Origin of the sequence: Metapseudomonas boanensis (genome assembly GCF_018704125.1) — a bacterium.
GTDB lineage: Bacteria > Pseudomonadota > Gammaproteobacteria > Pseudomonadales > Pseudomonadaceae > Metapseudomonas > Metapseudomonas boanensis.
The window spans coordinates 71,814-98,479 of sequence record NZ_JAGTIS010000004.1; the positions used below are offsets into that span (position 1 = coordinate 71,814).

A 26,666-nucleotide genomic window follows, 5' to 3' on the forward strand; every position below is an offset into this window, starting at 1 on the left:
ATGCAATAGGCCCCTCTCCCGTAGATGGGAAAGGGGCGCTCAGGCCATTCGGGGAGCCGCAGCTCTGGTAGCGGCGGATTCACTCCCCAAGCAGGCCAACGGTCTGCCTGACTCAGTGAAAACGCCGCCCCAGCCCTGCAGGAACACCGCTGGCATCAGTCGGCTCCCAAGGCCCATGCGGGCTGTTGGAATAGCTCCAGCCGTTATCCCAACGGTAATAGATGCGCTCGCGATAGAAGATGTTGCGCTCACCTTCCAGCACATAGACGCCAAGCCCGGTATCCCAATAGCAGTTGCCGCCTGGTGGTGGCGCAAAGCGCGGGTGCGCACTCATCCGCGGTGCCGGCTTGGCCGGCTGCGGCTGCGCCGGTGGCATGGGCCGCTGCTGTTGCGGTTTCGGTTGGGACGGGGTGTACACCGCTGGAGGCTCGCGGTCGGGCTCACGCGGCTCGTAGTAAGGGCCTTGTGCAACGCAACCGCCGAGGCCCAGCAGCAGGCCTATCAGGGGCAGGCCCAGCCGAGAGCGGCGGGCCGGCAGATCGAGTTCTTGAACGGTCATTTCTTGTCCGGGCTGTCTATGGTCAGACGTTGGGGCTCCAACGTGCCAGTAGACAACGGCGAACTGCTTCCGATCCATTCACCTGACGTAGCGTTGCCGCTGCGGGAGATCCGAGCGACCAACTGCACTTCCGGGAAGTTGGAAAGCTTGAGCTGCGGCATCATGGCGTCCGCATCGCTCAGGCTGACCTCCACCGGCAGGTCGGCAACTGTCATGCGTTTGACGGCCAGTGGCATGGGCGGCCCAGAGGCTGCGCGAGCGAAAACGAACACGCTGTCGCCGGGCTTGACCTTGTCCTTGAGGGCGGCGGCCAGGTCCACGCGAACCTTCAGCTGCGCACCGACAACCGCAGTGACAGCCGGCGTCTCGACGCTGACGCCACTTTCCTTGAGCCTCTCGCGGGCTTTGTCGATGCCGCCTTGCAATGCACCGCGCGAGGGATCATCGGCAGGCAGCTGGACGATCAGGCGCTCCCAGTAGCGAATGGCATCCTGGTAACGGCCGTCCTCGAAACCGGCTATCCCCAGCAAGCCGAGGCTGGTGACTTCGTTGGGATTGGCCTTCAGAGCTTCCTCCGTCAGCGCCTTCACTTCTGGGGTCAGGCGCTTCTGCGCGGCAAAATACAAGGCCTGAGCCCATTGGCCGAGCAGTTCGGGCTGACGCCCTGCTCGCTTGACCGCTTGCTCATAGGCGCGGGCAGCATCGGCCGCGCGGTCCTGGGCCATGTAGGTACGACCGAGGAAGTACCAGCCCTCGGCGGATTCCGGCTGGGCCTCTACCGCACGCTCCAGACGTGCAGTCATTTCTTCGATGGAGCGCGGCTGCTCGCGCATTTCACGGGCGAGTTCCACCTTGTCGCTAGCACCCCAGTGCAGGTACATGCCGAAGCCAAGCGCAGGAACCAGGATAGCGGCAACCAGCGGCAGGGCCTTGCCCAGGCGGGAAACTCGGGCGATGTCGGCCCCTTCGGTATCAGCCAGCAGCTCGCGGGCCGCTTCGGCACGGCCTGCATCGAACTGTTCCTGGGTCAGGGTGCCGGCAGACCGCTGGCCTTCCAGCTCATCCAGGCGCTCCTGGTACAGGGCGACGTTGAGGGAGGTACGGTCTTCCTCGGTCTGGGCCTTGCGGCCACGCAGCACGGGAATCAGCAGGAAGGCCAGAGCGACCAGCAACAGCAGGCCGGCGGCGAGCCAGAAATCGATCATGGGGCTTTCTTGTCCTGGTTCTCGGAGTTCAGCAGGGCATCGAGACGCGCCTGCTCCTCAGCGGAAAGCATTACTTGCGAGGGTCTGTTCTCAACACGGCGACGGCGCACGACGATGATGCCCAGCACCACCAGCCCACCTACCAGCAGGCCTGCCGGGCCGTACCAGAGCAGCAAGGTGCGGGCATTCACCGGCGGCTTGTAACGCACGAAGTCGCCGTAGCGCGCCACCAGAAAGTCGACGATCTCCTCGTTGCTCTTGCCCTCTTCCAGCATGCGGAAGATTTCCCGCCGCAGGTCGGTGGCAATTGGCGCATTGGAGTCTGCGATGTTCTGGTTCTGGCACTTGGGGCAACGCAACTCTTCGGTAAGTGTACGGAAACGCTCACGCTCGGCCTCGTCCTTGAAGCTGTAGGTGTCGATCGCGGCCCGGGCTGCGCCGCTCAGCGCCAGCCCCAGGAGTGCGGCAGCCAGCAGGCGTTTCATTGCCCGCCCCCGTCGACCAGCGCCTGGTACAAAGGCGCCAGCTGCTCGCGCCACACCGTCTCGTCGATCACACCAACGAACTTGTGGCGGATGATGCCGTCCTTGTCGATCAGGAAGGTTTCCGGCGCACCGTAAACGCCCAGGTTGAGGCCGAGGCTGCCCTGCTCATCACGGATATCCAGCTGATAGGGATTGTGGAACTCATTCAGCCATTTCAACGCAGCGGCGTTGTCGTCCTTGTAGTTCACGCCGTAGATGGTCACGCCCATCTGCGCCAGCTTGTTCAGCACCGGGTGCTCGACGCGGCAGGCCACGCACCAGGTCCCCCAGACATTGACCAGCGCCGGCTTGCCCTTGAGGTCGGCCTCGGTGATGGTGCGGTCGCCACTGACCGAAGGCAGTGAGAAGGCCGGGAACGGCTTGTCGATCAGCGCCGAAGGCAGCTCGGCCGGGTCGAGGAACAAGCCGCGATAGAGGAATACCGCGATGGCGAGAAAGGCCAGCAGCGGCAGGACCAGGATCAGGCGCTTCATGCTTGGGCTCCAGACATACCCAGCGCGTCACGGACGCGGGTCTTCACTTTTACGCGGTAGCGACGATCGACGGCTGCCAGCACGCCACCCAGGCCCATCAGCAGCCCACCCAGCCAGATCCAGCGGATAAACGGCTTGACGTGCACACGCACCGCCCAGGCGCCAGCATCGAGCGGCTCGCCCAGTGCGACGTAGAGGTCACGAGTAAAACCGGCATCGATGCCCGCCTCGGTCATTACCGACTGCTGGACGGTGTAGAGGCGCTTCTCCGGATGCAGGACGGAGATCTGCTGCTCGCCCTTGTAGATGATCACGGTGCCCTTGTCGGACGTGAAGTTGGGGCCTTCATGGTGCGCCGCCCCCTCGAAGAGGAAGCGGTATCCGCCGAGCTCCACCGACTCACCCGGCGCCAGGCGCAGGTCACGCTCGGCGCTGTACTGGCTGGACAGGACCACGCCCAGGGCACAGACCGCAACGCCCACGTGGGCCAATTGCATCCCCCAGTAGCTGCGCGTCAGGCCGCGGATACCGGTAACCAGCCCCTTGTGACGCGTCTTGTCGACCAGGTCGCGGATGCCGGCCAGCACTACCCAGGCGGCGAGGAAGCCCACGGCCAGCACGGCCCAGTGGAAGTCGCCATAGAGGAACGCAGCCAGCACGCCCAGCACCAGGCTGCCGATCAGCACCGGGCCGAGCATGCCGAGCAGCCACTGCACCGGGGTGTCCTTCCAGCGCACCAACACGCCAGCGGCCAGGGCCAGCATGAGGATCCCCATCAGCGGCAGGAAAAGCGCATTGAAGTACGGCGGACCCACCGAAAGCTTGGCGCCGGTCAGGGCATCGAGCACCAGCGGATAGAGAGTGCCGAGGAGGATCATCGAGGCCACCACCACCAGCACCAGGTTGTTCACCAGCAGTAGCGTCTCGCGGGACCAGAGGGCAAAGCCCACCTGGCTCTTGACCACCGGCGCGCGCACGGCGAACAACGTCAGCGAGCCCCCCACCACGAGCAGCAGGAAGGCAAGGATGAACACGCCGCGTTCCGGATCGGAGGCGAAGGCATGCACCGAGGTCAGCACCCCGGAACGGACCAGGAAGGTACCCAGCAGGCTCAGGGAGAACGCCGCGATCGCCAGTAGTACGGTCCAACTCTTGAACACACCCCGCTTCTCGGTCACCGCCAGCGAGTGGATCAACGCAGTGCCCACCAGCCAAGGCATGAAGGAGGCATTCTCCACCGGGTCCCAGAACCACCAGCCGCCCCAGCCCAGTTCGTAGTAGGCCCACCAGGAGCCGAGCACGATGCCGACACTGAGGAAGGCCCAGGCGATGATGGTCCAGGGTCGAGACCAGCGCGCCCAGGCCGCATCCAGGCGACCGCCGAGCAGTGCAGCGATGGCAAAGGCGAAGGCCACCGAGAAGCCCACGTAGCCCATGTAGAGCATCGGCGGGTGGACGATGAGGCCGAAGTCCTGCAACAACGGATTGAGGTCGTTGCCGTCCGCCGGGACGCTCGGCAACAGGCGATTGAAGGGGTTGGAAGTAACGATGAGGAACAGCAGGAAACCGATGCTGATCATGCCCATCACCGCCAGCACGCGAGCCAGCATGACTTCGGGCAACTGCCGGGAGAAAACCGACACCGCAAAGGTCCAGCTGCCAAGGATCAGCGCCCAGAGCAGCAGCGAGCCCTCATGCGCGCCCCATACGGCGCTGAACTTGTAATACCAGGGCAGAGCACTGTTGGAGTTGCTGGCGACGTAGGCCACCGAAAAGTCATCGACCATGAAGGCATAGGTCAGGCAACCGAACGCGAATGCCAGGAAGGCGAACTGCCCCCAGGCAGCCGGCTGCGCCAGGCTCATCCATTGACGGTCGCCACGCCAAGCGCCAACCAGCGGCAAGGTGGCCTGCACGATGGCCATGCACAGCGCAAGGATCAGGGCCAGGTGGCCAAGTTCAGGGATCATCAAATCAGCCCTCGTTCTTCGGCGGCAACTGGCCGCTTTCCTTGAGGGCCTTGGTCACCTCCGGAGGCATGTAGTTCTCGTCGTGCTTGGCCAGCACCTCATCGGCCACCAATACGCCGTCGGCATTCAGCTTGCCGAGGGCAACGATGCCCTGCCCTTCGCGGAACAGGTCCGGGAGGATGCCGTGATAACGGATGGTCACGCTCTTGGCGAAGTCGGTCACCACGAACTGCACGTCGAGGCTATCACCCGAGCGCTGCACCGAGCCTTTCTCCACCATACCGCCAGCACGGATGCGCGTGTCCTGCGGCGCTTCGCCGTTGGCGATTTGCGTAGGGGTGTAGAACAGGTTGATGTTCTGTTGCAGCGCAGACAGCGCCAGGGCTACGGCTATCGCTACCCCCGCCATGATGGCGAGAATGATGAACAGGCGTTTCTTGCGAACCGGATTCACTTCGACTCCTCCCGGCGCAAACGACGCGCCTCGTCTTGCAGGTAACGTCGGCGCGCCAACAACGGCATGGCGACGTTGATGGCCAACACGACCAGGCTGATGCCATAAGCCGACCACACGTAAAGGCCATGGTTACCCATGGCGAGAAACTCGGTGAAAGACGAAAAACTCATCAGCCCTTCTCCACTTGTGCCCGAACTTCAGCCTTGGCCCAGCTGCTGCGGGATTCACGCTTGAGTACATCCAGGCGCATGCGCAGCAGCACCACGGTGGTGAAGAAGCAGTAGAAGCCGAGGACCATGATCAGCAGCGGCACCCACATCTCCGGCGGCATGGCCGGTTTTTCGGTGATCTTGAAAGTGGCCGGCTGATGCAGGGTATTCCACCACTCCACCGAGTACTTGATGATCGGGATGTTGATCACACCGACGATGGCCAGCACCGCACAGGCCTTGGCAGCGCTATCACGATTGCTGATCGCCTGGCCGAGGGCAATGACACCGAAGTACAGAAAAAGGAGGATGAGCATCGACGTCAGTCGCGCATCCCATACCCACCAGGAACCCCAGGTAGGCTTACCCCAAATGGCGCCGGTAAGCAGTGCCACGAAGGTCATCCAGGCACCGATCGGAGCGGCAGCCTGCAAGGCGACGTCGGCCAGTTTCATCTTCCATACCAGCCCAACCACGCCACAAATCGCCAGCATGATGTAGCAGGACTGCGCCAGGAAAGCCGCCGGCACATGGATATAGATGATGCGGAAGCTGTTGCCCTGCTGGTAATCCGGCGGCGCAAAGGCCAGGCCCCAGACCAGGCCCACGGCGATCAGAATCACGGAAGCCCAGGCGAACCTGGGCAGCCAGCGACCACTGATCTCGTAGAACCATTTGGGCGAGCCCAGCTTGTGGAACCACGCCCAGTTCATCGGGACCACCCGCTCATCGATACGACATGTTCGGACTTTGGCAGTTTTCTCATCAGGGCAACTCTTGTTTCTTATTCGCCGACGCTAATGGTCAGGCCGGCGGCTATGGCAAAAGGTGTCAGGGTAACCGCCAGGGCGGTCAGGCTGGCCAGCCACAACAGGTGGCCGACCGCTGGCAGTCCTTGCAGGGCCGCTTGCAAAGCCCCACTGCCGAGAATCAGCACCGGGATGTACAGCGGCAAAATCAGCAGGGCAAGCAGCAGTCCACCACGTTTGAGCCCTACGGTTAGCGCGGCACCGACCGCGCCGAGCAGACTCAAGACTGGCGTGCCGAGTAGCAGCGAGAGCAACAGCACGGGCAGGCAACGTGTCGGCAGGCCGAGCATCAAAGCCAGCAGCGGCGCCAACAGTACCAGTGCCAATCCGGAAAACAGCCAGTGTGCCAGCACCTTGGCCAGCACCAGAAGCGGCAAGGGGTGCGGCGAAACGACCCACTGCTCCAGCGAGCCATCCTCGAAGTCACTACGGAAAAGGCCGTCCAGCGAGAGCAGCACGGCCAAAAGAGCCGCCACCCAGACCAGGCCGGGCGAAAGGCTTTGCAACAATTGGGTTTCCGGCCCCACCGCCAGAGGAAACAATGCAACCACTATGGCGAAGAACACCAGCGGGTTGGCCAATTCCGCCGGACGGCGCACCAGCAGGCGAGCTTCGCGAGCCACCAGAAGCGTGAAGACACTGCTCATGCGCGGCGCTGCCCAAGATCAAGTTCGCGATAACCGGCAGGTACCTGCCCCATGCTGTGGTGGGTGGTAAACACGACCAGGCCATCCTGCTCGCAATGCCGCGCCAAGTGCGCCTCCAACTGAGCGACGCCCTGCTTGTCGAGGGCGGTGAAGGGTTCGTCGAGGATCCACAATGGCGGGGCATCCAGGTACAGGCGAGCGAGTGCGACGCGGCGCTGCTGGCCGGCAGACAGCGTATGGCACGGGACGTCTTCGAATCCGCGCAGCCCCACGGCGTCCAATGCCTGCCAGATGGCGTCGCGCCCAGCGGGTTGATGCAGGGCACAGAGCCACCGCAGGTTTTCCTCAGGGGTCAGGAGCCCCTTGATTCCGGCAGCATGGCCAATCCACAACAGGTTACGTGCCAGTTCGCTGCGCTGGCTCGCCAGCGGCTTGCCGTTGAGGCGCACTTCACCCGCGGTTGGTTGCATCAGGCCGCAAAGCAATCGGAGCAAGCTGGTCTTGCCACTGCCGTTCGGACCGCTGACCTGCAACATCTCGCCCCGGTGCAACTGCAGGTCCAGCCGCTCGAACAGCAGACGCCAGTCCCGCTCACAAGCGAGGGCCACGGTCTCGAGATAGGGACTGGTCACGGCATGGATACCCGGGAAGTGTTCAAGTCAGGGAGGTACCGGCCGCTATACTGGAACACGCACGACTCGCAGCCGGCCCGGACGGGGCGGCATTATACATGCCATCCCCTTCACCCGAAGCGAGCTTTTTCGACAGGTTGTTACCCTTCGATGACAGAAATCAGCGGCACTCGCTCCCTGCCCCCCAGCCAGCCCGTCAGTCGCCCCAGCCAGATAGCTGCGGACCTGGCGCTCAAGCTGCTGCAGCCGCTGGATGGCCTACTGGCAGCGGGGGATAGCGCCCAGGCCGAGGTCATTGCAGTCAAGGAGACTGCGCAAAGCTTCCAGCTCCTGCTCAAGCTGACGCTGGCCAATGGCAGCCAGGCAACCATCGCATCCAGCAGCTCGCGACCGGTGGCCCAAGGCAGCCTTCTCAATGTCACGGCGCTCTCCGAAACCCGGCTGGCCGTGACCCTGCAAGGCGGAGAAAAAGCGCTGGGCAGCCTCGACCTGGACCTGCTGCCAGTTGGCACCCTGCTCCAAGGCAAGGTGGTAGCCACTGAGGTGGCAGCCCAAGGCAAAGCCCAGGCCGCTGTCTACAAGGCCCTCATAAGACTGCTCAACACCCCTTTGGCCGGTCGCCAGCTGAGCATCGAAAGCCCGCGCCCCCTGACCATCGGCAGCCTGCTTACGGCAATGGTACAAGGCAGTCAGAAGCTTCAGTTCCTGCCGCTGTCGGCTCAACTGGACCAGCTGGAGCTGAGCCAGCAGCTGGCTAGCCAGCAGGGTCGCCAAGGTTCGCTCGAGGGTCTCTTCAGAGCCTTGCAAGGCATGGGACGGGACAATTTGCCCGAGGCCCTGCGCGGCACCATGGATAAACTCCTGGGCGCCCTCCCTTCTGCCCGCCAGCTCGGCGATGCCAAGGGGCTGGCCCAGGCGCTGGAGAACAGCGGCCTGCTGCTCGAAAGCAAGCTGCTGACCGGCCAGACGGCCGCACTGTCACAGGACTTCAAAGGTAACCTCCTACGCCTGATCGCCCAACTGCTGCCCATGCTGCCCACGCCCACGCCCACGCCCACGCCCACGACACTGCCTGGCACTGGCACCAGCAGTGCAATGGCCCAGGCACTGCCGACCTTCATCCGCAACGCACTGGGCGCACTTGGCCAGGCCAACGCTCGACAGCAAGCCCTCAGCTTTCCACTGCCATCGCGGCTGACCCAGGCGCTGGACGGCGAAGAGGACCTGGAAGCCCTGCTGAAGCTGGCCGCAGCCGCTGTTTCACGCCTGCAGACGCATCAACTGTCGAGCCTGACGCAAAGTCAGGTGACGCCTGAAGGCAATCTGTTGACCACCTGGCAACTGGAAATACCGATTCGTAACCAGCAGGAAATCGCCCCGTTGCAGATCAAGCTGCAGCAGGAGCGCGATGGCAAAGCGAAGCCCGGCGAGCAGAAGGAAAGCCTCTGGCGTATCGAGCTGGCATTCGATCTCGAGCCGCTCGGCCCGCTGCAGGTCCAGGCACAACTGGCCCAGGGCAGCGTTTCCAGCAAGCTTTGGGCGGAGCGGGCCAGCACCGCCAGCCTGATCGACCTGGAGCTCCCGCAGCTGCACGAACGACTGGTTGCCGCAGGCCTCACGGTCGGCGAACTGACCTGTTGCCAGGGCAAGCCAACTCAAGGGCCTCGCACCAACCTGGAGCAGCGCTGGGTGGACGAAACCGCATGAGACCAACGCCCTTGCGCGCACCCTGTGCTACCGCTTGCTTGCGCTACGCCTCGCTGCACGATTCGGGCTGCCTCGATATGCCATTGGGCCGTACTTCTGCAAGGAAAACGCAATGAGCAACGATACGCCCCGCCAGGCCATTGCCCTTTCCTATGACGGCAGTTCCGCGCCCAGTCTCACGGCCAAGGGTGATGACGAACTGGCCGAAGCCATCCTGGCCATCGCCCGCGAATACGAAGTGCCGATCTACGAAAATGCCGAACTGGTGCGGCTGCTTGCGCGCCTGGAGCTGGGTGATGCGATTCCGGAGTCGCTGTACCGCACCATCGCCGAAATCATCGCCTTTGCCTGGTACCTCAAAGGCAAGTGTCCGCCCGACCTTGCGCCAAAGCGGGAATGTGCCCCAGAGCAGGATGTGGCCGCTGCGCCCGCGCGTCTCAACGCTCCGGCCGATTGAACACCAGACGCTCGCCCTGCAGCCCCTTACCCTGCGGAAAATCCAGCAATTGCCAGGCGAAGTAGCCTTCGCGGAAGTAGAACACCTGCCGATAGCCCCAGCTCACCGCCATGCGTACGGCTTCGGCGCCATGGGGGCACACATCGCTGTCGCAGTAGATCACCAGCGGCATATTCCTGGGCCAGTCGGGCCTGGCCAACTCGTCGAATCGACCCGCCAGGTCGTAATGCAAGGCACCGTGCACATGGCCCCAGGACCACTCGCGAGTCGGACGAACGTCGATGAATACAGCCCCGCGCTCGTAGAGGTAACGTGCCTGGAGCACATTGACCGTCATCGCGCCGTCGACCTCCATAGGGGCCTCTTGGGCATGTACCAGCGATGCCAGGCAGAACAGCAGGATTGGAAGGAGACGCATCACCGGACCTCCCCGGAGAGAAGCCCCGGAATTTCAGCTTAGGCCCGTGGCAGAGGACGGCTTGGAACTATTGGCGAACGGGGATGGGGAGCTAAGAACCTCGCGGCCTAAGCACTAGCCTGAGCCGGCTGTGTGGCTTAGGCCCAAGGGCGAACCAGCGTTGCAGGAGAGCGAGTCAGCCGCGGTCCCTCTGCGCCTGATGCAGTTTGCTCACCAGTTCAGCCTCCGCGGTTGTCAAGCCGCAGGCGTGTGTGAGATCGGCGACGCTGGCACCCAGACCGACGAGGCGTGCCGCCTGGGTGAAGGAAAGGCTAGTGGGATCGCGCTGCTCGATCTGGTTGAGTTTGTCCGGCAGGGGCGCAACCACCTGGCGTAACTCATGGAGCTCCTCGCCCATGCGGATGCTGCCGCTGAGGTAGGCATCCAGTCGCTTGGAAAGCTCTTTGATCCGCAGGTCACGAAGCGCATCGCGCCGGGCCTGCGCTTCGACCTCGAGGCGAAAGCGCTTGGCAAGCCACAGGCAAGCGCCGGCCAGAGCGGCGCAGGCCACCCCCAGCACTGCCAGCGCTATCCAGATCAACTCAAATACTCTCCAGTTCCGACCACTCTTCCTCGCTCATCATTTTGTCCAACTCGACGAGAATGAGCAGTTCGCCGTTCTTGTTGCAGACGCCCTGAATGAACTTGGCGGACTCATCGTTGCCCACGTTTGGCGCGGTTTCGATTTCCGATTGGCGCAGGTAAACCACCTCGGCAACGCTATCGACGAGGATGCCGACGACCTGCTTGTCCGCCTCGATGATCACGATGCGCGTGTTATCCGTCACCGGAGCCGGGCCGAGGCCGAAGCGCTGACGAGTATCGATCACGGTCACCACGTTACCGCGCAGGTTGATGATGCCCAGAACGTAGCTCGGCGCCCCCGGCACCGGCGCGATTTCGGTGTAGCGCAGCACTTCCTGGACCTGCATCACGTTGATGCCATAGGTTTCGTTGTCCAGGCGGAAAGTCACCCACTGCAGAATGGGGTCTTCAGCACCTTGCGCGGACGTATTCTTCATGTTCCCTAGCCTCGTCTTGGGCTGCCCCCAGGCAGCGATCGCGGGTTCTGCCCGCTGTTATGCAAACGGGGCCCCATGCTGCACGGGGCCGCCTTTCAATTCAACGACATCTGTTTGACGGCGCCGCTGGCGATCAACTCAGCCAGGGCCGAAACATCCAGCAGCGCACACATATGCTCGATCACGGTGCCTGCCAGCCATGGACGCAGGCCGCGCTGGCTGCGCCATTTGATTTCACTCGGGTCCAGGCGAATCGACCGACTGACCTGGTGAACGGCCAGTCCCCACTCGTAACCCTGGACCGAAATCACATACTGCAGCCCTTCACGGAAGTCGTCGCGGTAACGCTCCGGCATCACCCAGCGCGCGGTATCCAGCACTTTCAGGTTGCCCGCCTGGCACGGAAGTATGCCCAGAAACCAGTCCGGCTGACCGAAGAGTGGCGTCAGCTCCTGACCTGCCAATGGGTAGATGGAGCCAAGCGAAACCAGCGGCACAGCCAGGGTCAAGCCGGCGACATCGAACAGCAGGCACTCGAAAGGCTCCTCGCCCCAGGCCGGCCGGCCCTCGGCATGCAGAATCGGGATATCAAGAAGCTGCGCGCTGGGAACACTGAGTTCGACGAGCGGTTCGACCCTCGTTTCGACCTGCTCGAAATGCCGAGCGTCTACGACGACCATTTGCGGCTCTGGCTCGGCTTCCGGCTCAACGACGACCTCCTGCTGAACCGGGACCTGTAGTTCGGAGACCGGTTCGGCAGTCACCATCCGGGGCATACGTGCATCACGCACCTGCTCCTCGAGGACGGCAGCCTCGAACTCTTCAAGGCTGATGCTTGCTTCCAGTTCAACCGAGGCCTCCTGCAGCAGTGCATCAAGATACGACTGCAGTGCCAGTTGCGGGCGTGTGGCGGTAGCAGTGGCGACGGTACGGCTCATGGCGAGAATCCAGCGGATTGATCTTGACTACCTATCGGCAGGCAATCGGCCTGACTTGAGTACCGCGGGTCGGCACAAGCACTCATTTCAAGCCACCTGGGCGGCCAGTTGCTGGCCCAGCAGATGCTTGAGCAAGGCGCGATAGGCAATTACGCCGCGACTGTTGTTGTCGTACTGGGATGGCGTCACCCCGGCGCGGCTGGCATCGCGCAGACGAGTGTCCACCGGGATGTAGGCTTGCCAAAGGTGATCGAGGTAGCTGTTGCGCAATAGTTTGAGCGTGTTCAGCGAGGCCTGGGTGCGCCGGTCGAAAAGCGTCGGCACGATGGTGAACGGCAGCGCCTGTTTGCGTGACCGGTTGACCATGGCCAAGGTGCTGACCATGCGTTCAAGCCCCTTCACCGCAAGGAACTCGGTCTGCACCGGAATTACCAGGTGCTGGCTGGCGGCCAGCGCATTGACCATCAGCACGCCAAGCAGCGGCGGGCTGTCGATGATGGCGTGGTCATACTCCTGCCACAGCTGCGCCAGACTCTTGGCCATCACCAGACCCAGCCCGTTCTGCCCCGGCGACTGGCGCTCCAGTGTAGCGAGGGCCGTGCTGGACGGCAGCAGGGCGATGCGTTCATGGCTGGTCGGCAGCAGCAATTCGCGCGGGAGGCCCGCAGGGACCCCGCCCTGATGCAGGAACAGATCGAAGCAGCTGTGCTCGAGGGCATCCGGATCGTGTCCGAAGTAACTGGTCATCGATCCATGGGGGTCGAGGTCGACAACGACCACCCGCTTGCCGGCATCTGCCAGCAGGCCCGCCAGAGCAATGGATGTGGTGGTCTTGCCGACTCCACCTTTTTGATTGGCTACTGCCCAGACTCTCATCGTTCTCATCCTCCCGGCCGGACCATAAAGGTGCCGAGAATCAGCACCCGCCTTTATGGGGCAGGTGACGGGGAATTGACGGCACCCTCTGCAGGGACCGGTGCTGCCGCAGGTGGTGCAGGTTGCGTGCCAGCCCTCTGCAAGGCGCTATCCACCTTGGCGTGGGCACTGCCGACGCCGCTCACGCTGCGCCGCACATCAAGATTGCGTGAAATCACCAGCACCACCCGCCGGTTGCGCGCCCGCCCTTCCGCCGTTGCATTGTCCGCTACCGGTTGGAACTCGCCATAGCCCACCGCCGCCAGGCGCCCAGCCGCAACACCCTTCATTGCCAGCATTCGCACGATGCTGGCTGCACGCGCCGTGGACAGTTCCCAGTTGGACGGGAAATGCGTCGTGCTGATGGGCAGGTTGTCGGTGAAGCCTTCGACATGCACCGGGTTGTCGTAGGGCGCCAGAATCCTGGCAACCCTCTCGACAAGGGCAAAGGCTGCATCGTTCGGGACCGCGTCGCCGCTAGGGAACAGCAGGCTCGAGTTCATCTCGATCTCAACCCACAGCTCATTGCCGCGCACGCTCAATTGGCCATCACGCATCAGGTCGCCAAAGGCATCCCGCATGCCCTGGGCAATCTCTTGCAGCGGGTCGGCGCTCGGGTTGTCGATCACGGCCTGGCTGTGTTCGCTTTCCTGCTCCGCCAGAGCCCGATCCGGCTCAGTGGTCCTCGTTTTCTCCTCGCCCACGGGGATGGGCTTTATCGAGTGGTCCTGCTGGCTGAACGCACCTACCAGGCTCTCAGAGAGGATCTTGTACTTGCCTTCGTTGATTGAGGAGATGGAGTACATCACCACGAAAAAAGCGAACAGCAAGGTGATGAAGTCCGCATAGGATACCAGCCAGCGCTCGTGATTCTCGTGTTCTTCCTGATGCCGCCTGCGCGCCATGACGAGCCCCCGTCAGTCCATGAAGCCTTGCAGCTTGAGTTCGATCGAGCGCGGGTTCTCGCCTTCGGCGATGGAGAGAATGCCCTCCAGCAGCATCTCGCGGAAACGCGACTGGCGAATGGCAATGGACTTGAGCTTGTTGCCGACCGGCAACAGCAGCAGGTTGGCGAAACCGACACCATAGATGGTGGCGACGAAGGCGACGGCAATGCCGTTGCCGAGCTGGCTCGGGTCGGCGAGATTGCCCATCACATGGATCAGCCCCATGACCGCACCGAGGATACCGATGGTAGGCGCGTAGCCGCCCATGCTCTCGAATACCTTGGCGGCCTGCAGGTCGCGGCCCTCCTGGGTGAACAGATCGACTTCGAGGATGGTACGGATCGACTCCGGCTCGGTACCGTCCACCAGCAGTTGCAGGCCTTTGCGAGCAAACGCGTCGGGCTCGCTGTCGGCTGCCGTCTCAAGGCCAAGGAGCCCCTCCTTGCGCGCGGTCAGGCTCCAGTTCACGACCCGATTGATTCCACCGGGCAGATCGACACGCGGAGGAAGGAGAATCCAGCGAATAATCGTCAGGGCGCGTTTGAAGACGCTGATCGGCGTCTGCAGAAACGCCGCGGCCAGGGTGCCACCCAGCACGATCAGCGCTGCCGGGCCATTGAGCAAAGCCGATACATGGCCACCTTCGAGGTAATTACCGCCAATGATGGCGACAAGTGCCAGGATTACCCCGATAAGGCTGAGAACATCCATTAGCTGAAGGCCTCCATCACATGCAGGCCTCGACCAGGTGGCGACCAATTTCGTCCAGGCCATAGACGGCATCGGCGAGGTTGGCCTTCACCACCGCCATGGGCATGCCGTAGATCACGCAACTGGCCTCGTCCTGCACCCAGACCTGGCTACCGCCCTGCTTGAGCAGGCGCGCGCCTTCGCGACCGTCAGCGCCCATGCCGGTCAGCACGACGGCCAGTACCTTGTCGTTGTAGGACTTGGCAGCAGAGCCGAAGGTGATGTCCACGCAGGGTTTGTAGTTGAGGCGCTCGTCGCCAGGCAGAATGCGCACCACGCCACGTGCGTCCACCATCATCTGCTTGCCACCCGGGGCCAACAGCGCCAGGCCGGGGCGCAGTACGTCACCGTCTTCGGCTTCCTTGACCGATATCCGGCAGAGCTTGTCCAGACGCTCGGCAAAGGCCTTGGTGAAAGCAGCCGGCATATGCTGGATCAGCACCAGAGGCGCCGGAAAACTGGCGGGCAACTGGGTCAGCACCCGCTGCAAGGCTACCGGGCCACCGGTCGAAGTACCGATGGCCACCAACCGGTAGGCCTTACGCTTTGGGGCAGGCGAGTTCGACAAGGGTGCAGGCGCCGGGGCGGGCACTGCTGCGGGGCGAACGGCAGTGCCGGCACCAGGGCTCGACGCAACTTGCGGCGCGGAAGAACTGAGGGCACTGAAGCGGCGATTGCTGCGGGCAATGCTGTGCACCTTGTCGCAGAGCAACTGCTTGACCTTTTCCGGGCTGCGCGAGATGTCCTCGAAGTTCTTCGGCAGGAAGTCCACTGCGCCGGCATCCAGCGCATCGAGGGTGACCCGCGCGCCTTCGTGGGTCAGCGAGGAGAACATCAACACCGGAGTCGGGCAACGCTGCATGATATGCCGAACCGCGGTGATGCCGTCCATCATCGGCATTTCGTAGTCCATCGTGATGACGTCCGGCTTGAGCGCCAGCGCCTGGTCGATGGCTTCGCGACCGTTGGTGGCGGTCCCCACCACCTGGATGTTCGGGTCCGAGGAAAGGATTTCCGATACGCGGCGGCGGAAGAAACCGGAGTCGTCCACCACCAAAACCTTGACTGCCATAACAGAAAGCTCCTAGCGGGCGGCCACTCCCGGCCGCCCAGAATCAGCCGCGGCGCGCGTAATGCTTGAGCATGCTCGGCACATCGAGAATCAGTGCGATGCGACCGTCGCCGGTGATAGTCGCTCCGGACATGCCCGGCGTCCCCTGGAGCATCTTGCCCAGCGGCTTGATCACCACCTCTTCCTGACCAACCAGTTGGTCGACCACGAAGCCGATGCGCTGCGTACCCACCGAGAGGATCACCACATGGCCCTCGCCCTGCTCCTCATGGGTGGCATCACGCACCAGCCAGCGCTTGAGGTAGAACAGCGGCAATGCCTTGTCGCGCACGATCACCACTTCCTGGCCATCCACCACGTTGGTGCGCGACAGGTCGAGGTGGAAAATCTCGTTGACGTTGACCAGTGGGAACGCGAACGCCTGGTTCCCCAGCATGACCATCAGGGTCGGCATGATCGCCAGGGTCAACGGGACCTTGATGACGATCTTCGAGCCCAAGCCCTTCTGCGAGAAGACGTTCACAGTGCCATTGAGCTGGGAAATCTTGGTCTTGACCACGTCCATGCCGACACCACGACCGGAGACGTCGGAAATCTCGCTCTTGGTCGAGAAGCCCGGCGCGAAGATCAGGTTGTAGCATTCCAGTTCGGTCAGACGCTCGGCAGCGTCCTTGTCCAGCAGCCCTTTCTCCACCGCCTTGGCACGCAGGACGCTCGCATCCATGCCTTTGCCGTCGTCGGTAATCATCAACAGGATGTGGTCACCCTCCTGCTCGGCGGACAGTACGACACGTCCGGTACGCGGCTTGCCGGCGGCCTCGCGCTCTTCGGGGGGCTCGATGCCGTGGTCGACTGCGTTGCGCACCAGGTGTACCAGAGGGTCGGCCAGCGCCTCGACCAGATTCTTGTCGAGGTCGGTCTCCTCGCCCACCAGTTCGAGGTTGATTTCCTTCTTCAGGTTGCGTGCCAGGTCGCGGACCAGGCGCGGGAAGCGTCCGAAAACCTTCTTGATCGGCTGCATGCGGGTCTTCATGACCGCGGTTTGCAGGTCGGCCGTCACCACATCCAGATTAGACACGGCCTTGGCCATGGACTCGTCGCCACTGTTGAGCCCCAGGCGCACCAGGCGGTTACGCACCAGCACCAGCTCGCCGACCATGTTCATGATCTCGTCGAGCCGTGCGGTGTCGACTCGCACCGTAGTTTCAGCCTCACTGACCGCCGCCCCGCCGCTGGCTGCGGCCGGCGCCACCTGACGAGCCGCCGGCTCGGTGGGCTTGGCGACGGGCTTGGGTGCGGGAGCAACAGCAGGCTTGCCAGGAGCGACGACAACTGCAGTGGCGGTATCTTCGACCGCACCAGTGAACTTGCCCTTGCCGTGTAGCTGATCGAGCAGGCTCTCGAACTCATCGTCGGTGATATGTTCGCCGCCCGCCGGGTTGGCAGCCGGCACGACCGGCGTTTCGAGCGGGGTAACGATGGGTTCGGCAGCGCCGTTGAACTTGCCTTTGCCGTGCAGCTGGTCGAGCAGCGCCTCGAACTCATCGTCAGTGATTTCTTCACTGGCACCCGCCGGCGGGGCTGCGACCACCGTAGCGTTCACGGACACGGCAGCAGGCTCGGTGGAGCCCACGAACTTGCCCTTGCCGTGCAACTGGTCCAGCAGAGCCTCGAACTCGTCGTCGGTGATTTCGTCCCCGGCGGCCGGCTGAACCGGATCGGATTCAGGCTCGGCAACAGCGGCCCCGCCCAGGGCCTCGAGCAACTGCTCGAACTCGCTGTCGGTGATATCGGCGGAAGCCGCAGACACCTCGGCAGCGGGGCTGGGCGCGACCAGCGGAGCCGTCGCGTCACCACCCGGCTCGGCTAGACGTGCCAGCGCGGCCAACAGCGCTGGAGTCGCTGGAACCAGGTCGCTGCGTTCACGGACCTGGCTGAACATCTCGTTGACTGTATCCAGTGCCTGCAGGACCACGTCCATCAACTCCGCATCCACGCGGCGTTCGCCCTTGCGCAGGATGTCGAAGACGTTCTCGGCAATGTGGCAGCACTCCACCAGCGCGTTTAGCTGGAGGAAGCCAGCGCCGCCCTTGACCGTGTGGAACCCACGAAAAATCGCATTGAGCAGGTCCATATCGTCCGGGCGGCTTTCCAGCTCGACCAGCTGCTCGGACAGTTGCTCCAATATCTCGCCGGCCTCAACCAGGAAGTCCTGGAGGATTTCTTCATCGGCGTCGAAGCTCATATGAGCGCTCCCTAAAAGCCCAGGCTGGATAGCAGATCATCGACGTCGTCCTGACCGGACACCACGTCTTCACGTTTATCGGCATTGATCTGCGGACCTTCACCCCTGGAAGGATTTTTTTCTTTTTCGAGTTCGGCGCGCAGCGCGGCATGGTCGTGCTGGATGCCCGCGTAGCGATCCACCTGACTGGCCATCAACACGAGCTTGACCAGGTTGCTCTCCACTTCAGTGACCAACTGCGTCACGCGCTTGATCACCTGGCCGGTGAGGTCCTGGTAGTCCTGTGCCAGCAGGATATCGTTGAGCTTGCCGGACAGAGTGCCGGTATCCCGCTGGCTGCGGGTAAGGAATTGCTCGATGCGACGGGCCAACTCGCGGAAGCCGTCAGCGCCAATTTCCCGACGCATGAAACGCCCCCACTCCTCGCCCAATTGCTGCGCCTCGTCGCTCAGTCCACCCAGCAGCGGCGTGCTCTCCTCCACCAGGTCCATGGTGCGGTTGGCGGCACGCTCGGTCATCTGCACCACGTAGGAAAGACGGTCCGTCGCATCCGCGATCTGCGACATCTCGGTGGCGAGGGGCAGCTTGGGGTCGATCTGGAAATTGACGATGGCGTTATGCAGTTCGCGGGTGAGCTTGCCGACTTCCTGGTAGAGGCCGCGATCACGGACCTGGTTGAGCTCCTGGATGAGCTGTACTGCATCGGTGAAATTGCCTCGCTCGAGACTATCCACCAATTCCCGCGCACGGTCTTTCAGGGTCGACTCGAAGTCTCCCAGCATTGCTTGATTCTGGTCCATGGCACCCTCGCGGCTGGCACTAGCCACTGACCCGTTCGAAAATCTTCTCGATCTTTTCCTTCAATACCTGAGCAGTGAAGGGCTTGACGACGTAGCCGTTCACGCCGGCCTGGGCCGCTTCGATGATCTGGTCGCGCTTGGCTTCAGCGGTGACCATCAGCACGGGCAAGTGCTTCAGGCGGTCATCGGCGCGCACCGCGCGCAGCAGATCGATGCCGGTCATGCCGGGCATGTTCCAGTCGGTCACGAGGAAATCGAAATTACCGCTGTGCAGCATCGGCAACGCCGTGGTGCCGTCGTCGGCCTCGGCGGTATTGGTGAAGCCCAAGTCGCGCAAGAGGTTCTTGATGATGCGTCTCATCGTCGAGAAATCGTCAACGATGAGGATTTTCATGTTCTTGTCCAAGTCGACCTCCGTACAGTCTTAAACGCCCCTCTTCCGGGTGCGTCATTCAATCGTCAAACCGGTACGCCATTCAGCGCGCGCGCCAATCGCCGAGCCGGGCACGCAGGCGTGCTGCGCACTGGCTGTGCAACTGACTGACTCGCGATTCGCTTACCCCAAGCACTTCACCGATTTCCTTCAGGTTCAGCTCTTCGTCGTAATACAACGCCAGAACCAGGCGTTCGCGCTCCGGCAGGTGCGCGATGGCATCGGCCAGCGCGGCCTGGAAACGTTCTTCTTCCAAGTCATGCGAAGGTTCGAGTTGGGTGACACCGGTGTCCTCGGGTAACCCGCCGTGCTCGCCGTCCTGCAACAGGTCGTCGAAGCTGAACAAACGGCTGCCCAAGGTGTCGCTCAGGATGCCGTAGTAGTCATCGAGACTCAATCCAAGTTCGGCAGCGACTTCCTGATCTTTGGCATCACGCCCCGTCCGCGCCTCGATAGTGCGAATGGCGTCGCTGACCATGCGCGTGTTGCGGTGGACCGAGCGCGGAGCCCAATCCCCCTTGCGCACTTCGTCCAGCATCGCGCCTCGAATCCGGATACCGGCGTAGGTCTCGAAACTCGCCCCCTTGCCGCCGTCGTACTTCTTCGAGGCCTCCAACAGGCCGATCATCCCGGCCTGCATGAGATCTTCCACCTGCACGCTGGCCGGCAGACGCGCCAGCAAGTGATAGGCGATGCGCTTGACCAGCGGGGCATAGCGTTCGATCAACTGGTGCTGCGAGTCCCGCGCCTGAGTCTTGCTGTACATACGCAGTCCGCTCGCTGGTGTCATACGGGAGAATCCGCAGCGGGCTGTCTGAGCAAGCGCTCGACAAAGAACTCAAGGTGGCCGCGCGGGTTCGCCGGCAGCGGCCAGCTGTCGACCTTCTGCGCAATCGCCTTGAATGCCAGGGAACACTTGGAGCGCGGGAACGCCTCGTAGACGGCTCGCTGCTTCTGCACGGCCTTGCGCACCGATTCGTCGTAGGGAATCGCCCCCACATACTGCAGGGCGACGTCGAGGAAGCGGTCGGTGACCTTGGTCAGCTTGGCGAACAGGTTGCGGCCTTCCTGGGGGCTGTGAGCCATGTTGGCCAACACCCGGAAACGATTCATGCCGTAATCGCGGTTGAGCAACTTGATCAGCGCGTAGGCGTCGGTGATGGACGTGGGTTCGTCACAGACGACCACGATCACTTCCTGCGCGGCACGAACGAAGCTCACGACCGAGTCGCCAATGCCGGCGGCAGTATCGATGACCAGCACGTCGAGGTTGTCGCTGATATCGCTGAAGGCCTGGATCAGCCCGGCATGTTGCATCGACGAAAGGTGCACCATGCTCTGGGTGCCCGAAGCCGCCGGCACGATGCGGATACCGCCGGGGCCTTGAAGGAGCACGTCACGCAGATCGCACTCGCCATTGATGACATCGGCCAAGGTGCGCTTGGCCGAGAGACCGAGGAGGACGTCGACGTTGGCCAGGCCGAGGTCGGCGTCCAGCAACATGACCCGGCGGCCTAGCTCGGCCAGCGCCAGGGAAAGGTTCACCGACACATTGGTCTTGCCGACGCCACCTTTGCCGCCGGTCACCGCGATCACCTGTACGGGATGCATATTACCCATTTCAAACACCTTGTTAGGGACTGGGCCACTTGGCTGTCTAGGACTGCCCGATACGAGCAGCTCAGGATTCTTCAACCGACACGTCTCGCCGGATTCTGGTAAAGGCCGGCGAACATATCTGCCATGGCTTCTTCGCTCGGGTCTTCCGGCGCCTGGAGACTGACGGCGCGGCTCACCAGTTGGTGGCTGCGCGGAACCTGCAGATCATCCGGAATTCGAGGCCCGTCAGCCAGATAGGCTACCGGGAGATGCTGGCCGATGGCCAGCCCCAAAACCTCGCCCAGGCTTGCCGACTCATCCAGCTTGGTCAGGATGCAGCCGGACAGGCCACAACGCTTGTAGCTGTGGTAAGCGGCCTTGAGCACCTGGCTCTGGCTAGTGGCAGCCAGCACCAGATAATTTCTGGCATTCACACCACGGCTGGCCAGTGCTTCGAGCTGCATGGCCAAGGCCGGATCGTTGGCCGGCAGGCCGGCGGTATCGATCAGCACGACACGTTTGCGCGCCAACGGTGCGAGCGCCTGAGTCAGGGACTGACCGGGATCGACCAGGGTTACCGGGACGTTGAGAATACGCCCCAGGGTCTTCAACTGTTCCTGGGCGCCGATGCGGTAACTGTCCATGCTGACCAGGGCAATGCTCTGGGCACCGTACTTCAGCACGTAACGCGCAGCGAGCTTTGCCAGGGTGGTGGTCTTGCCCACGCCGGCAGGGCCGACCAGGGCAATCACGCCGCCCTCTTCCAACGGCTCGTTCTGCGGCGTGCGAATCGAGTGGGCCAGATGGGCCAGCAGCATGCGCCAGGCCTGCCGCGGTTCCTGGACGTTACCGACCTTCTCCAGCAGCGTGCGCGCCAGCTCGGCCGGCAACCCCATGCGCTGCAGACGACGCCAGAGACCGGCCTGCTGCGGACGGCGATTCTGCATTTGCCCCCAGGCGATGGAACCGAGCTGGACTTCGATGAGTTCGCGCAGGCCGTTCAGTTCGGAACGCATGGCATCCAGCGCAACATGGTCGAGCGCCGTAATAGCGGGCTCGGCTGGCGCCATGGCCGTCGGGATGGCGCGTGGGCGACTCAGTGCAGCCGCCAGGGCCGATTCCGGCAGTTCCGGCTCGATGGCCACCAGCGGCTCGCCGGCGAATAATTGACGGTCCTTGCCAGCATCAGCCTGGGCGCGCGTGGTCAGTTCGGCCTGGGCTTCGGCAATACGGGTCTGGGTCTTGCGTAGCTCGGCTTCAAGGGCCGGATTAGGCTTGCTCGGAGCGGCAGCAGGCAGGGGGTAGTCCAACGCAGCGGTCAGCTCGACACCACCGGCAACCCGGCGGTTGCCGATGATGGCTGCATCAGCGCCCAGCTCATCACGCACCAATTTCATGGCCTGACGCATATCGGCGGCGAAGAAGCGTTTGACCTGCATGGTCCTTGACCTCGGTTAGTTCTGGCCCACAGTCGCGACTATGGTGACCTGCTTGTTGTCCGGTATTTCCTGGTAGGCCAGCACGTACATGGTTGGCACGGCGAGCCTGGCAAAGCGCGACATCATCGCCCGGATCGGCCCGGCCACCAGCAGGATCGCCTGCTTGCCGAGCATTTCCTGGCGCTGCGCCGCTTCCACCAGGGAACGTTGCAGCTTTTCAGCCATGCCAGGTTCGAGGAGAACGCCATCTTCCGAACCCTGACCAGCCTTCTGCAGACTGTTCAGCAATATCTGTTCCAACCTTGGCTCCAGGGTGATCACAGGCAGCTCGGGCTCTAGTCCCACAATGCTTTGCACGATTGCGCGAGACAGCGACACACGCACTGCCGCAACCAGCGCGGCGGGATCTTGACTCTTGGGCGCGACGTTAGCGATGGCCTCGGCGATGGTACGGATGTCGCGTACCGGCACCTGCTCCTGCAGCAGCGCCTGCAAAACCTTCAGCAAGGTCGACAGCGATACCATGCCCGGCACCAGCTCTTCCGCCAGCCGCGGCGAGCTCTTGGCCAGTAGCTGCATCAGCTGCTGCACCTCTTCGTGGCCGAGCAGTTCGTGGGCATGCTTGTGCAGTACCTGGTTGAGGTGCGTCGCGACCACGGTGCTGGCGTCCACCACCGTGTAGCCGAGCGACTGTGCCTGGTCGCGCTGGCTGGCGTCGATCCACACCGCTTCCAGGCCGAACGCCGGATCCTTGGCGGCCACGCCATTGAGGGTGCCGAACACCTGGCCGGGATTGATCGCCAATTCTCGGTCCGGATAGACCTCGGCCTCGGCCACGCTGACCCCCATCAGGGTCAGGCGATAGGCGTTGGGCAACAGATCGAGGTTGTCGCGGATGTGTACCGAGGGCATGAGGAAGCCCATTTCCTGGGAGAGCTTCTTGCGCACGCCCTTGATCCGCGCCAGGAGCTGGCCACCCTGGTTGCGGTCCACCAGAGGAATCAGGCGATACCCCACTTCCAGGCCCACCAGGTCAACGGGAGTGACGTCGTCCCAGCCCAGCTCCTTGGTTTCCTGGGCGCGCTGGGCAGGCAGCAGCTCCTGCTGGCGTTTCTCCTCTTGCACGGCCTCTTCTTCGACCTTCTTCTGCTTCTGCCAGATCCACCAGGCACCGCCTGCGGCCACCAGGCCAAGGCCGATGAAGGACACGTGAGGCATGCCCGGCACCAGGCCCATGGCGATCAGGATCGCGGCCGACACGGCCAGGGCCTTGGGCGAGGCGAACATCTGCCGATTGACCTGCTGCCCCATGTCCTCCGAGGTGGAGACTCGAGTCACCATGATGGCCGCGGCGGTGGACAGCAGCAGCGAGGGAATTTGTGCGACCAGGCCATCACCTATGGTCAACAGCGAATAGATGCGACCAGCGTCGGCGAAGCTCATGCCGTGCTGGGCCATCCCGATGGCCATACCGCCGAGGAGGTTGATGAACAGGATCAGCAGGCCGGCAATGGCGTCGCCGCGAACGAACTTGCTGGCACCGTCCATGGAGCCGTAGAAGTCCGCCTCCTGGGAAACCTCGGTTCGGCGCTTCTTGGCCTCTCCCTGGTCGATCAGACCGGCGTTGAGGTCAGCATCGATGGCCATCTGCTTGCCAGGCATGGCGTCCAGGGTGAAGCGCGCACTGACCTCGGAGATCCGCCCGGCGCCCTTGGTGACCACGACGAAATTGATGATCATCAGGATCGCGAAGACCACCACACCGACCACGTAGTTACCGCCCACCACTACGTCACCAAAGGCCTGGATCACCTTGCCGGCCGCGTCATGGCCATCCTGGCCGTGGAGCAGCACCACGCGGGTGGAAGCCACGTTCAGCGCCAGACGCAGCAGGGTAGACACCAGCAGGATGGTGGGGAACACGGCGAAATCGAGCGGCCGCATGGCATAGACGCACACCAGCAGCACGACGATGGACAGGGCGATGTTGAAGGTGAAGAACACGTCGAGCAGGAAAGGCGGCACCGGCAACGTCATCATGCCCAGCATCACCAGCACCAGCAGCGGCACCCCAAGGTTACCGCGCCCCATGCCCACCAGGTTGGTGCGGACATTGCCGATCAGTTGCGTACGATCCACTGCTGCTCCCCTACCCCATCACGGATTGGCGCTCCGCCCATCCAATCTTTTGACACAAGACTCGGTCATCAGCGGGCCTCTGCAAGAAGCCTTCCAACTTGGGTAAGGGATTGTTTTTTCGGGGTTTCAGGCGAGAAAGTTCTGCCAGGACTGCCGTGGGAGCGGATTCGTTCGTGGATGCACACCGAAAGCCTGCTTTTCATGCTCCCCCAAGCTCGGCATCCCTCACCCCCGGCCCCTTTCCCAGAGGGAGAGGGAGTTATCCGTGCCGCTTTCCGGGGTTCACTCGTCCCGCCGCAAATCCGGCGGGATCGGCAGGTCGTTGAGCGGTGCCGGGCGCTTGCCCCGTCCGGCACGGAACTGCTTGAGCTGGTAGACGTAAGCGAGCACCTGGGCGACCGCGAGGTAAAGCCCAGCGGGGATTTCCTGGTCCAGTTCAGTGGAGTAGTAAACCGCCCGCGCCAGCGCCGGAGACTCCAGCACCATCACTTTGTTCTCCTGGGCGATCTCGCGGATCTTCAGCGCCGTGAAGTCACCGCCCTTGGCCAACAGCATTGGCGCCCCGCCCTTCTCGGCGTCGTACTTCAGCGCCACGGCAAAGTGCGTAGGGTTGGTGATGACCACATCGGCCTGCGGTATGGCAGCCATCATGCGGCGTTCGGCCATCTCGCGCTGCATGCGACGGATGCGCGACTTGACCTCGGGTTTACCCTCGGAATCCTTGTACTCATCGCGCACTTCCTGCTTGGTCATCATCAGCTTCTGCTTGTTGCTCCAGAGCTGGAAGGGCACATCCACGGCAGCGATCAGGATCAACCCGCAGGCCAGCCAGACCGCGCTCCAACCCACCACCTGGACACTGTGCAGGATGGCCATGTCCAGTGGCTCATGGGCAATGGCCAGTAGGTCATCGCGGTCCGCATTGAGCACCGCGAGCGCCACCAGCAGGATCACCGCGAACTTGGCCAGCGCCTTGAGCAGTTCGACCAGGGCATGGGTGGAAAACATGCGCTTGAGACCGGCTAGCGGGTTCATCCGGCTGAACTTGGGCGCCATCGCCTGCCCCGAGAAAAGCCAGCCCCCCAGCGCCATCGGTCCCGCAATGGAAACGATCAGCAAGGTGGCCAACAGGGGCAACACGGCGTCCAGGGCCATCTTCCCTGACGCCAGCAACCAGATGCCCATGCTCCGCTCATCCAGCAGCACCTCGCGCGACAGGGCGAAGTTGGCCTGCATCATTTGCATCAACGAACTCGCCATGCTGCCGCCGGAGGCCAGCAGCCCTCCAGCCCCGCCCAAGGTCACGGCCAGCGTATTCAGCTCGCGGGAGCGAGCAATCTGCCCTTTCTCCCGGGCCTCTTGCTGGCGTTTCGCCGTGGGCTCTTCACTCTTGTCCGCTCCGCTCTCACTTTCCGCCATGGAGCCCCCCGACCACAGGCCTGGAACACGTCAGCAGGATCATCAACGCGCCCTCACCAACTCGCGCAGCAACTGCAGCGCGTCGCTGGCCAGAACCTGGTACTGCGCCAGGATGTCGGCCATGCCGATCCAGACGATCACCAAGCCGAGGGCCAGGGTCAGCGGGAAACCGATCGAGAAGATATTCAGCTGCGGCGCGGCGCGAGTCATCACGCCGAAGGCGACGTTGACCACCAGCAACGCGGTGATCGCCGGCAGCGACAGCAACAACCCCGCCCCCATCACCCAGCCGAGCTTGCCGGCCACTTCCCAGTAATGCGCGGCCATCAGCCCCCCGCCCACCGGCAAGGTGACGAAGCTCTCCGCCAGCACCTCGAAGACCACCAGGTGGCCATTCATGGCGAGGAAAAGCAGCGTCACCAGCATCAGGTAGAACTGCCCGAGCACCGGCACCGAGACGCCATTGGTGGGGTCGACCATGGAAGCGAAGCCCAGGCCCATCTGCATCGAGATAATCTGCCCGGCCACCACGAAGGCATGGAAGAACAGCTGGAGGACGAAGCCGAGCAAGGCGCCGATCAGCACCTGCTCACCAATCAGCAGCAGCGTGCGTAGGTTCAACGCATCGACTGCCGGCATCGGCGGCAAGGCAGGCACCAGCACTACTGCAATTGCCGCCGCCAGGTAGAGGCGCACCCGCATCGGCACCAGCTGCGTGCCGATCACCGGCATGGTCATCAGCAAGGCTGCGGTGCGAAACAGCGGCAGGAGGAAACTCCCCACCCAGCCGCCGATCTGCGCATCGCTGAGCTCAAGCATGG

Annotated in this window: 29 protein-coding genes; 2 read left to right on the forward strand and 27 right to left on the reverse strand. The window is 63.1% G+C overall.

The window, feature by feature from the left end; translation table 11 throughout:
* Window positions 1–112: 112 nt before the first annotated feature.
* From J7302_RS09675 to ccmA, 10 genes are all read right to left on the reverse strand, one after another.
* Window positions 113–559 (reverse strand): hypothetical protein, encoded by a 447-nt coding sequence (locus J7302_RS09675; protein ID WP_215373230.1) that lies wholly within the window; start codon window positions 557–559, stop codon window positions 113–115.
* Entirely contained in the window at window positions 556–1,764 is a 1,209-nt protein-coding gene (gene ccmI, locus J7302_RS09680; RefSeq protein ID WP_215373243.1) for a c-type cytochrome biogenesis protein CcmI, read from the reverse strand. Before ccmI ends, J7302_RS09675 begins: the two co-directional genes overlap by 4 nt.
* Window positions 1,761–2,249, reverse strand: a complete 489-nt coding sequence (locus J7302_RS09685; RefSeq protein WP_215373245.1) for a cytochrome c-type biogenesis protein — start codon at window positions 2,247–2,249, stop codon at window positions 1,761–1,763. Before J7302_RS09685 ends, ccmI begins: the two co-directional genes overlap by 4 nt.
* Complete coding sequence (locus tag J7302_RS09690) at window positions 2,246–2,782, reverse strand: DsbE family thiol:disulfide interchange protein (RefSeq protein WP_215373247.1); 537 nt, start codon at window positions 2,780–2,782, stop codon at window positions 2,246–2,248. Before J7302_RS09690 ends, J7302_RS09685 begins: the two co-directional genes overlap by 4 nt.
* Complete coding sequence (locus tag J7302_RS09695) at window positions 2,779–4,752, reverse strand: heme lyase CcmF/NrfE family subunit (protein WP_215373249.1); 1,974 nt, start codon at window positions 4,750–4,752, stop codon at window positions 2,779–2,781. Before J7302_RS09695 ends, J7302_RS09690 begins: the two co-directional genes overlap by 4 nt.
* Before the next feature lie 4 nt (window positions 4,753–4,756).
* Entirely contained in the window at window positions 4,757–5,206 is a 450-nt protein-coding gene (gene ccmE / locus J7302_RS09700; protein ID WP_215373251.1) for a cytochrome c maturation protein CcmE, read from the reverse strand.
* Entirely contained in the window at window positions 5,203–5,379 is a 177-nt protein-coding gene (ccmD, locus tag J7302_RS09705; protein ID WP_215373253.1) for a heme exporter protein CcmD, read from the reverse strand. The genes ccmE and ccmD overlap by 4 nt, the downstream gene beginning before the upstream one ends.
* Window positions 5,379–6,131, reverse strand: a complete 753-nt coding sequence (locus tag J7302_RS09710; protein WP_215373255.1) for a heme ABC transporter permease — start codon at window positions 6,129–6,131, stop codon at window positions 5,379–5,381. Before J7302_RS09710 ends, ccmD begins: the two co-directional genes overlap by 1 nt.
* A 71-nt stretch (window positions 6,132–6,202) precedes the next feature.
* A complete protein-coding gene (gene ccmB, locus J7302_RS09715; protein ID WP_215373258.1) occupies window positions 6,203–6,874 on the reverse strand; it encodes a heme exporter protein CcmB in 672 nt (223 codons plus the stop codon).
* A complete protein-coding gene (gene ccmA / locus J7302_RS09720; protein WP_215373260.1) occupies window positions 6,871–7,506 on the reverse strand; it encodes a cytochrome c biogenesis heme-transporting ATPase CcmA in 636 nt (211 codons plus the stop codon). The genes ccmB and ccmA overlap by 4 nt, the downstream gene beginning before the upstream one ends.
* A gap of 150 nt (window positions 7,507–7,656) precedes the next feature.
* On the opposite strand from ccmA, the gene fliK reads away from it, so the two are divergent.
* On the forward strand, window positions 7,657–9,213 hold the full coding sequence (gene fliK / locus J7302_RS09725) for a flagellar hook-length control protein FliK (RefSeq protein ID WP_215373263.1): 1,557 nt from the start codon (window positions 7,657–7,659) through the stop codon (window positions 9,211–9,213).
* 112 nt (window positions 9,214–9,325) lie between these two features.
* Complete coding sequence (locus tag J7302_RS09730) at window positions 9,326–9,670, forward strand: EscU/YscU/HrcU family type III secretion system export apparatus switch protein (RefSeq protein ID WP_251701980.1); 345 nt, start codon at window positions 9,326–9,328, stop codon at window positions 9,668–9,670.
* On the opposite strand, the gene J7302_RS09735 is transcribed toward J7302_RS09730, so the two are convergent.
* The 17 genes from J7302_RS09735 to fliR form a co-directional block, all read right to left on the reverse strand.
* Window positions 9,651–10,088 carry a rhodanese-like domain-containing protein gene (locus J7302_RS09735; RefSeq protein WP_215373265.1) on the reverse strand — a complete coding sequence of 146 codons (438 nt, stop codon included), beginning with the start codon at window positions 10,086–10,088 and terminating at the stop codon, window positions 9,651–9,653. The two genes, J7302_RS09730 and J7302_RS09735, sit on opposite strands and share 20 nt — an antisense overlap.
* 175 nt (window positions 10,089–10,263) lie before the next feature.
* The gene (locus tag J7302_RS09740; RefSeq protein WP_215373267.1) at window positions 10,264–10,668 is read right to left on the reverse strand and encodes a DUF2802 domain-containing protein; all 405 of its coding nucleotides are present in this window, start codon (window positions 10,666–10,668) and stop codon (window positions 10,264–10,266) included.
* A gap of 1 nt (window position 10,669) precedes the next feature.
* Complete coding sequence (locus J7302_RS09745; protein WP_215373270.1) at window positions 10,670–11,149, reverse strand: chemotaxis protein CheW; 480 nt, start codon at window positions 11,147–11,149, stop codon at window positions 10,670–10,672.
* Between the two features lie 95 nt (window positions 11,150–11,244).
* Window positions 11,245–12,087 carry a CheW domain-containing protein gene (locus J7302_RS09750; protein ID WP_215373272.1) on the reverse strand — a complete coding sequence of 281 codons (843 nt, stop codon included), beginning with the start codon at window positions 12,085–12,087 and terminating at the stop codon, window positions 11,245–11,247.
* Window positions 12,088–12,174: 87 nt separating this feature from the next.
* Window positions 12,175–12,963, reverse strand: a complete 789-nt coding sequence (locus J7302_RS09755) for a ParA family protein (protein ID WP_215373275.1) — start codon at window positions 12,961–12,963, stop codon at window positions 12,175–12,177.
* Window positions 12,964–13,016: 53 nt separating this feature from the next.
* Complete coding sequence (gene motD, locus J7302_RS09760) at window positions 13,017–13,907, reverse strand: flagellar motor protein MotD (RefSeq protein WP_215373277.1); 891 nt, start codon at window positions 13,905–13,907, stop codon at window positions 13,017–13,019.
* A gap of 12 nt (window positions 13,908–13,919) precedes the next feature.
* Window positions 13,920–14,660, reverse strand: a complete 741-nt coding sequence (locus J7302_RS09765) for a flagellar motor protein (protein ID WP_215373279.1) — start codon at window positions 14,658–14,660, stop codon at window positions 13,920–13,922.
* Window positions 14,661–14,676: 16 nt separating this feature from the next.
* Entirely contained in the window at window positions 14,677–15,771 is a 1,095-nt protein-coding gene (locus J7302_RS09770) for a protein-glutamate methylesterase/protein-glutamine glutaminase (RefSeq protein ID WP_215373281.1), read from the reverse strand.
* Between the two features lie 43 nt (window positions 15,772–15,814).
* Window positions 15,815–18,016 carry a chemotaxis protein CheA gene (locus tag J7302_RS09775; RefSeq protein WP_215373284.1) on the reverse strand — a complete coding sequence of 734 codons (2,202 nt, stop codon included), beginning with the start codon at window positions 18,014–18,016 and terminating at the stop codon, window positions 15,815–15,817.
* An 11-nt stretch (window positions 18,017–18,027) separates the two neighbouring features.
* A complete protein-coding gene (locus J7302_RS09780) occupies window positions 18,028–18,816 on the reverse strand; it encodes a protein phosphatase CheZ (protein WP_215373286.1) in 789 nt (262 codons plus the stop codon).
* A 19-nt stretch (window positions 18,817–18,835) separates the two neighbouring features.
* Window positions 18,836–19,210 carry a chemotaxis response regulator CheY gene (locus J7302_RS09785; RefSeq protein WP_215373288.1) on the reverse strand — a complete coding sequence of 125 codons (375 nt, stop codon included), beginning with the start codon at window positions 19,208–19,210 and terminating at the stop codon, window positions 18,836–18,838.
* Between the two features lie 82 nt (window positions 19,211–19,292).
* Entirely contained in the window at window positions 19,293–20,039 is a 747-nt protein-coding gene (gene fliA / locus J7302_RS09790) for an RNA polymerase sigma factor FliA (RefSeq protein WP_215373290.1), read from the reverse strand.
* On the reverse strand, window positions 20,036–20,878 hold the full coding sequence (fleN, locus tag J7302_RS09795; protein WP_215373292.1) for a flagellar synthesis regulator FleN: 843 nt from the start codon (window positions 20,876–20,878) through the stop codon (window positions 20,036–20,038). The genes fliA and fleN overlap by 4 nt, the downstream gene beginning before the upstream one ends.
* A 62-nt stretch (window positions 20,879–20,940) precedes the next feature.
* Window positions 20,941–22,287 (reverse strand): flagellar biosynthesis protein FlhF, encoded by a 1,347-nt coding sequence (gene flhF / locus J7302_RS09800; RefSeq protein ID WP_215373295.1) that lies wholly within the window; start codon window positions 22,285–22,287, stop codon window positions 20,941–20,943.
* Window positions 22,288–22,302: 15 nt separating this feature from the next.
* Window positions 22,303–24,426: a flagellar biosynthesis protein FlhA gene (gene flhA / locus J7302_RS09805; protein ID WP_215373297.1), complete on the reverse strand. Its 2,124-nt coding sequence runs from the start codon at window positions 24,424–24,426 to the stop codon at window positions 22,303–22,305.
* A 282-nt stretch (window positions 24,427–24,708) separates the two neighbouring features.
* Window positions 24,709–25,845, reverse strand: coding sequence for a flagellar biosynthesis protein FlhB (flhB, locus tag J7302_RS09810; RefSeq protein WP_215373299.1), 1,137 nt, complete (start codon window positions 25,843–25,845; stop codon window positions 24,709–24,711).
* A gap of 42 nt (window positions 25,846–25,887) precedes the next feature.
* A complete protein-coding gene (gene fliR / locus J7302_RS09815; protein WP_215373302.1) occupies window positions 25,888–26,664 on the reverse strand; it encodes a flagellar biosynthetic protein FliR in 777 nt (258 codons plus the stop codon).
* Between the last annotated feature and the right edge of the window lie 2 nt (window positions 26,665–26,666).

Excerpts from the sequence above, each read along its gene's own strand:
- J7302_RS09675 (WP_215373230.1), bottom strand. The coding sequence starts at position 559 with ATGACCGTTCAAGAACTCGATCTGCCGGCCCGCCGCTCTCGGCTGGGC.
- ccmI (WP_215373243.1), bottom strand. The coding sequence starts at position 1,764 with ATGATCGATTTCTGGCTCGCCGCCGGCCTGCTGTTGCTGGTCGCTCTG.
- J7302_RS09685 (WP_215373245.1), bottom strand. The coding sequence starts at position 2,249 with ATGAAACGCCTGCTGGCTGCCGCACTCCTGGGGCTGGCGCTGAGCGGC.
- J7302_RS09690 (WP_215373247.1), bottom strand. The coding sequence starts at position 2,782 with ATGAAGCGCCTGATCCTGGTCCTGCCGCTGCTGGCCTTTCTCGCCATC.
- J7302_RS09695 (WP_215373249.1), bottom strand. The coding sequence starts at position 4,752 with ATGATCCCTGAACTTGGCCACCTGGCCCTGATCCTTGCGCTGTGCATG.
- ccmD (WP_215373253.1), bottom strand. The coding sequence starts at position 5,379 with ATGAGTTTTTCGTCTTTCACCGAGTTTCTCGCCATGGGTAACCATGGC.
- J7302_RS09710 (WP_215373255.1), bottom strand. The coding sequence starts at position 6,131 with ATGAACTGGGCGTGGTTCCACAAGCTGGGCTCGCCCAAATGGTTCTAC.
- ccmB (WP_215373258.1), bottom strand. The coding sequence starts at position 6,874 with ATGAGCAGTGTCTTCACGCTTCTGGTGGCTCGCGAAGCTCGCCTGCTG.
- fliK (WP_215373263.1), top strand. The coding sequence starts at position 7,657 with ATGACAGAAATCAGCGGCACTCGCTCCCTGCCCCCCAGCCAGCCCGTC.
- J7302_RS09730 (WP_251701980.1), top strand. The coding sequence starts at position 9,326 with ATGAGCAACGATACGCCCCGCCAGGCCATTGCCCTTTCCTATGACGGC.
- J7302_RS09735 (WP_215373265.1), bottom strand. The coding sequence starts at position 10,088 with ATGCGTCTCCTTCCAATCCTGCTGTTCTGCCTGGCATCGCTGGTACAT.
- J7302_RS09745 (WP_215373270.1), bottom strand. The coding sequence starts at position 11,149 with ATGAAGAATACGTCCGCGCAAGGTGCTGAAGACCCCATTCTGCAGTGG.
- J7302_RS09750 (WP_215373272.1), bottom strand. The coding sequence starts at position 12,087 with ATGAGCCGTACCGTCGCCACTGCTACCGCCACACGCCCGCAACTGGCA.
- J7302_RS09755 (WP_215373275.1), bottom strand. The coding sequence starts at position 12,963 with ATGAGAGTCTGGGCAGTAGCCAATCAAAAAGGTGGAGTCGGCAAGACC.
- motD (WP_215373277.1), bottom strand. The coding sequence starts at position 13,907 with ATGGCGCGCAGGCGGCATCAGGAAGAACACGAGAATCACGAGCGCTGG.
- J7302_RS09765 (WP_215373279.1), bottom strand. The coding sequence starts at position 14,660 with ATGGATGTTCTCAGCCTTATCGGGGTAATCCTGGCACTTGTCGCCATC.
- J7302_RS09770 (WP_215373281.1), bottom strand. The coding sequence starts at position 15,771 with ATGGCAGTCAAGGTTTTGGTGGTGGACGACTCCGGTTTCTTCCGCCGC.
- J7302_RS09775 (WP_215373284.1), bottom strand. The coding sequence starts at position 18,016 with ATGAGCTTCGACGCCGATGAAGAAATCCTCCAGGACTTCCTGGTTGAG.
- J7302_RS09780 (WP_215373286.1), bottom strand. The coding sequence starts at position 18,816 with ATGGACCAGAATCAAGCAATGCTGGGAGACTTCGAGTCGACCCTGAAA.
- J7302_RS09785 (WP_215373288.1), bottom strand. The coding sequence starts at position 19,210 with ATGAAAATCCTCATCGTTGACGATTTCTCGACGATGAGACGCATCATC.
- fliA (WP_215373290.1), bottom strand. The coding sequence starts at position 20,039 with ATGACACCAGCGAGCGGACTGCGTATGTACAGCAAGACTCAGGCGCGG.
- flhF (WP_215373295.1), bottom strand. The coding sequence starts at position 22,287 with ATGCAGGTCAAACGCTTCTTCGCCGCCGATATGCGTCAGGCCATGAAA.
- flhB (WP_215373299.1), bottom strand. The coding sequence starts at position 25,845 with ATGGCGGAAAGTGAGAGCGGAGCGGACAAGAGTGAAGAGCCCACGGCG.
- fliR (WP_215373302.1), bottom strand. The coding sequence starts at position 26,664 with ATGCTTGAGCTCAGCGATGCGCAGATCGGCGGCTGGGTGGGGAGTTTC.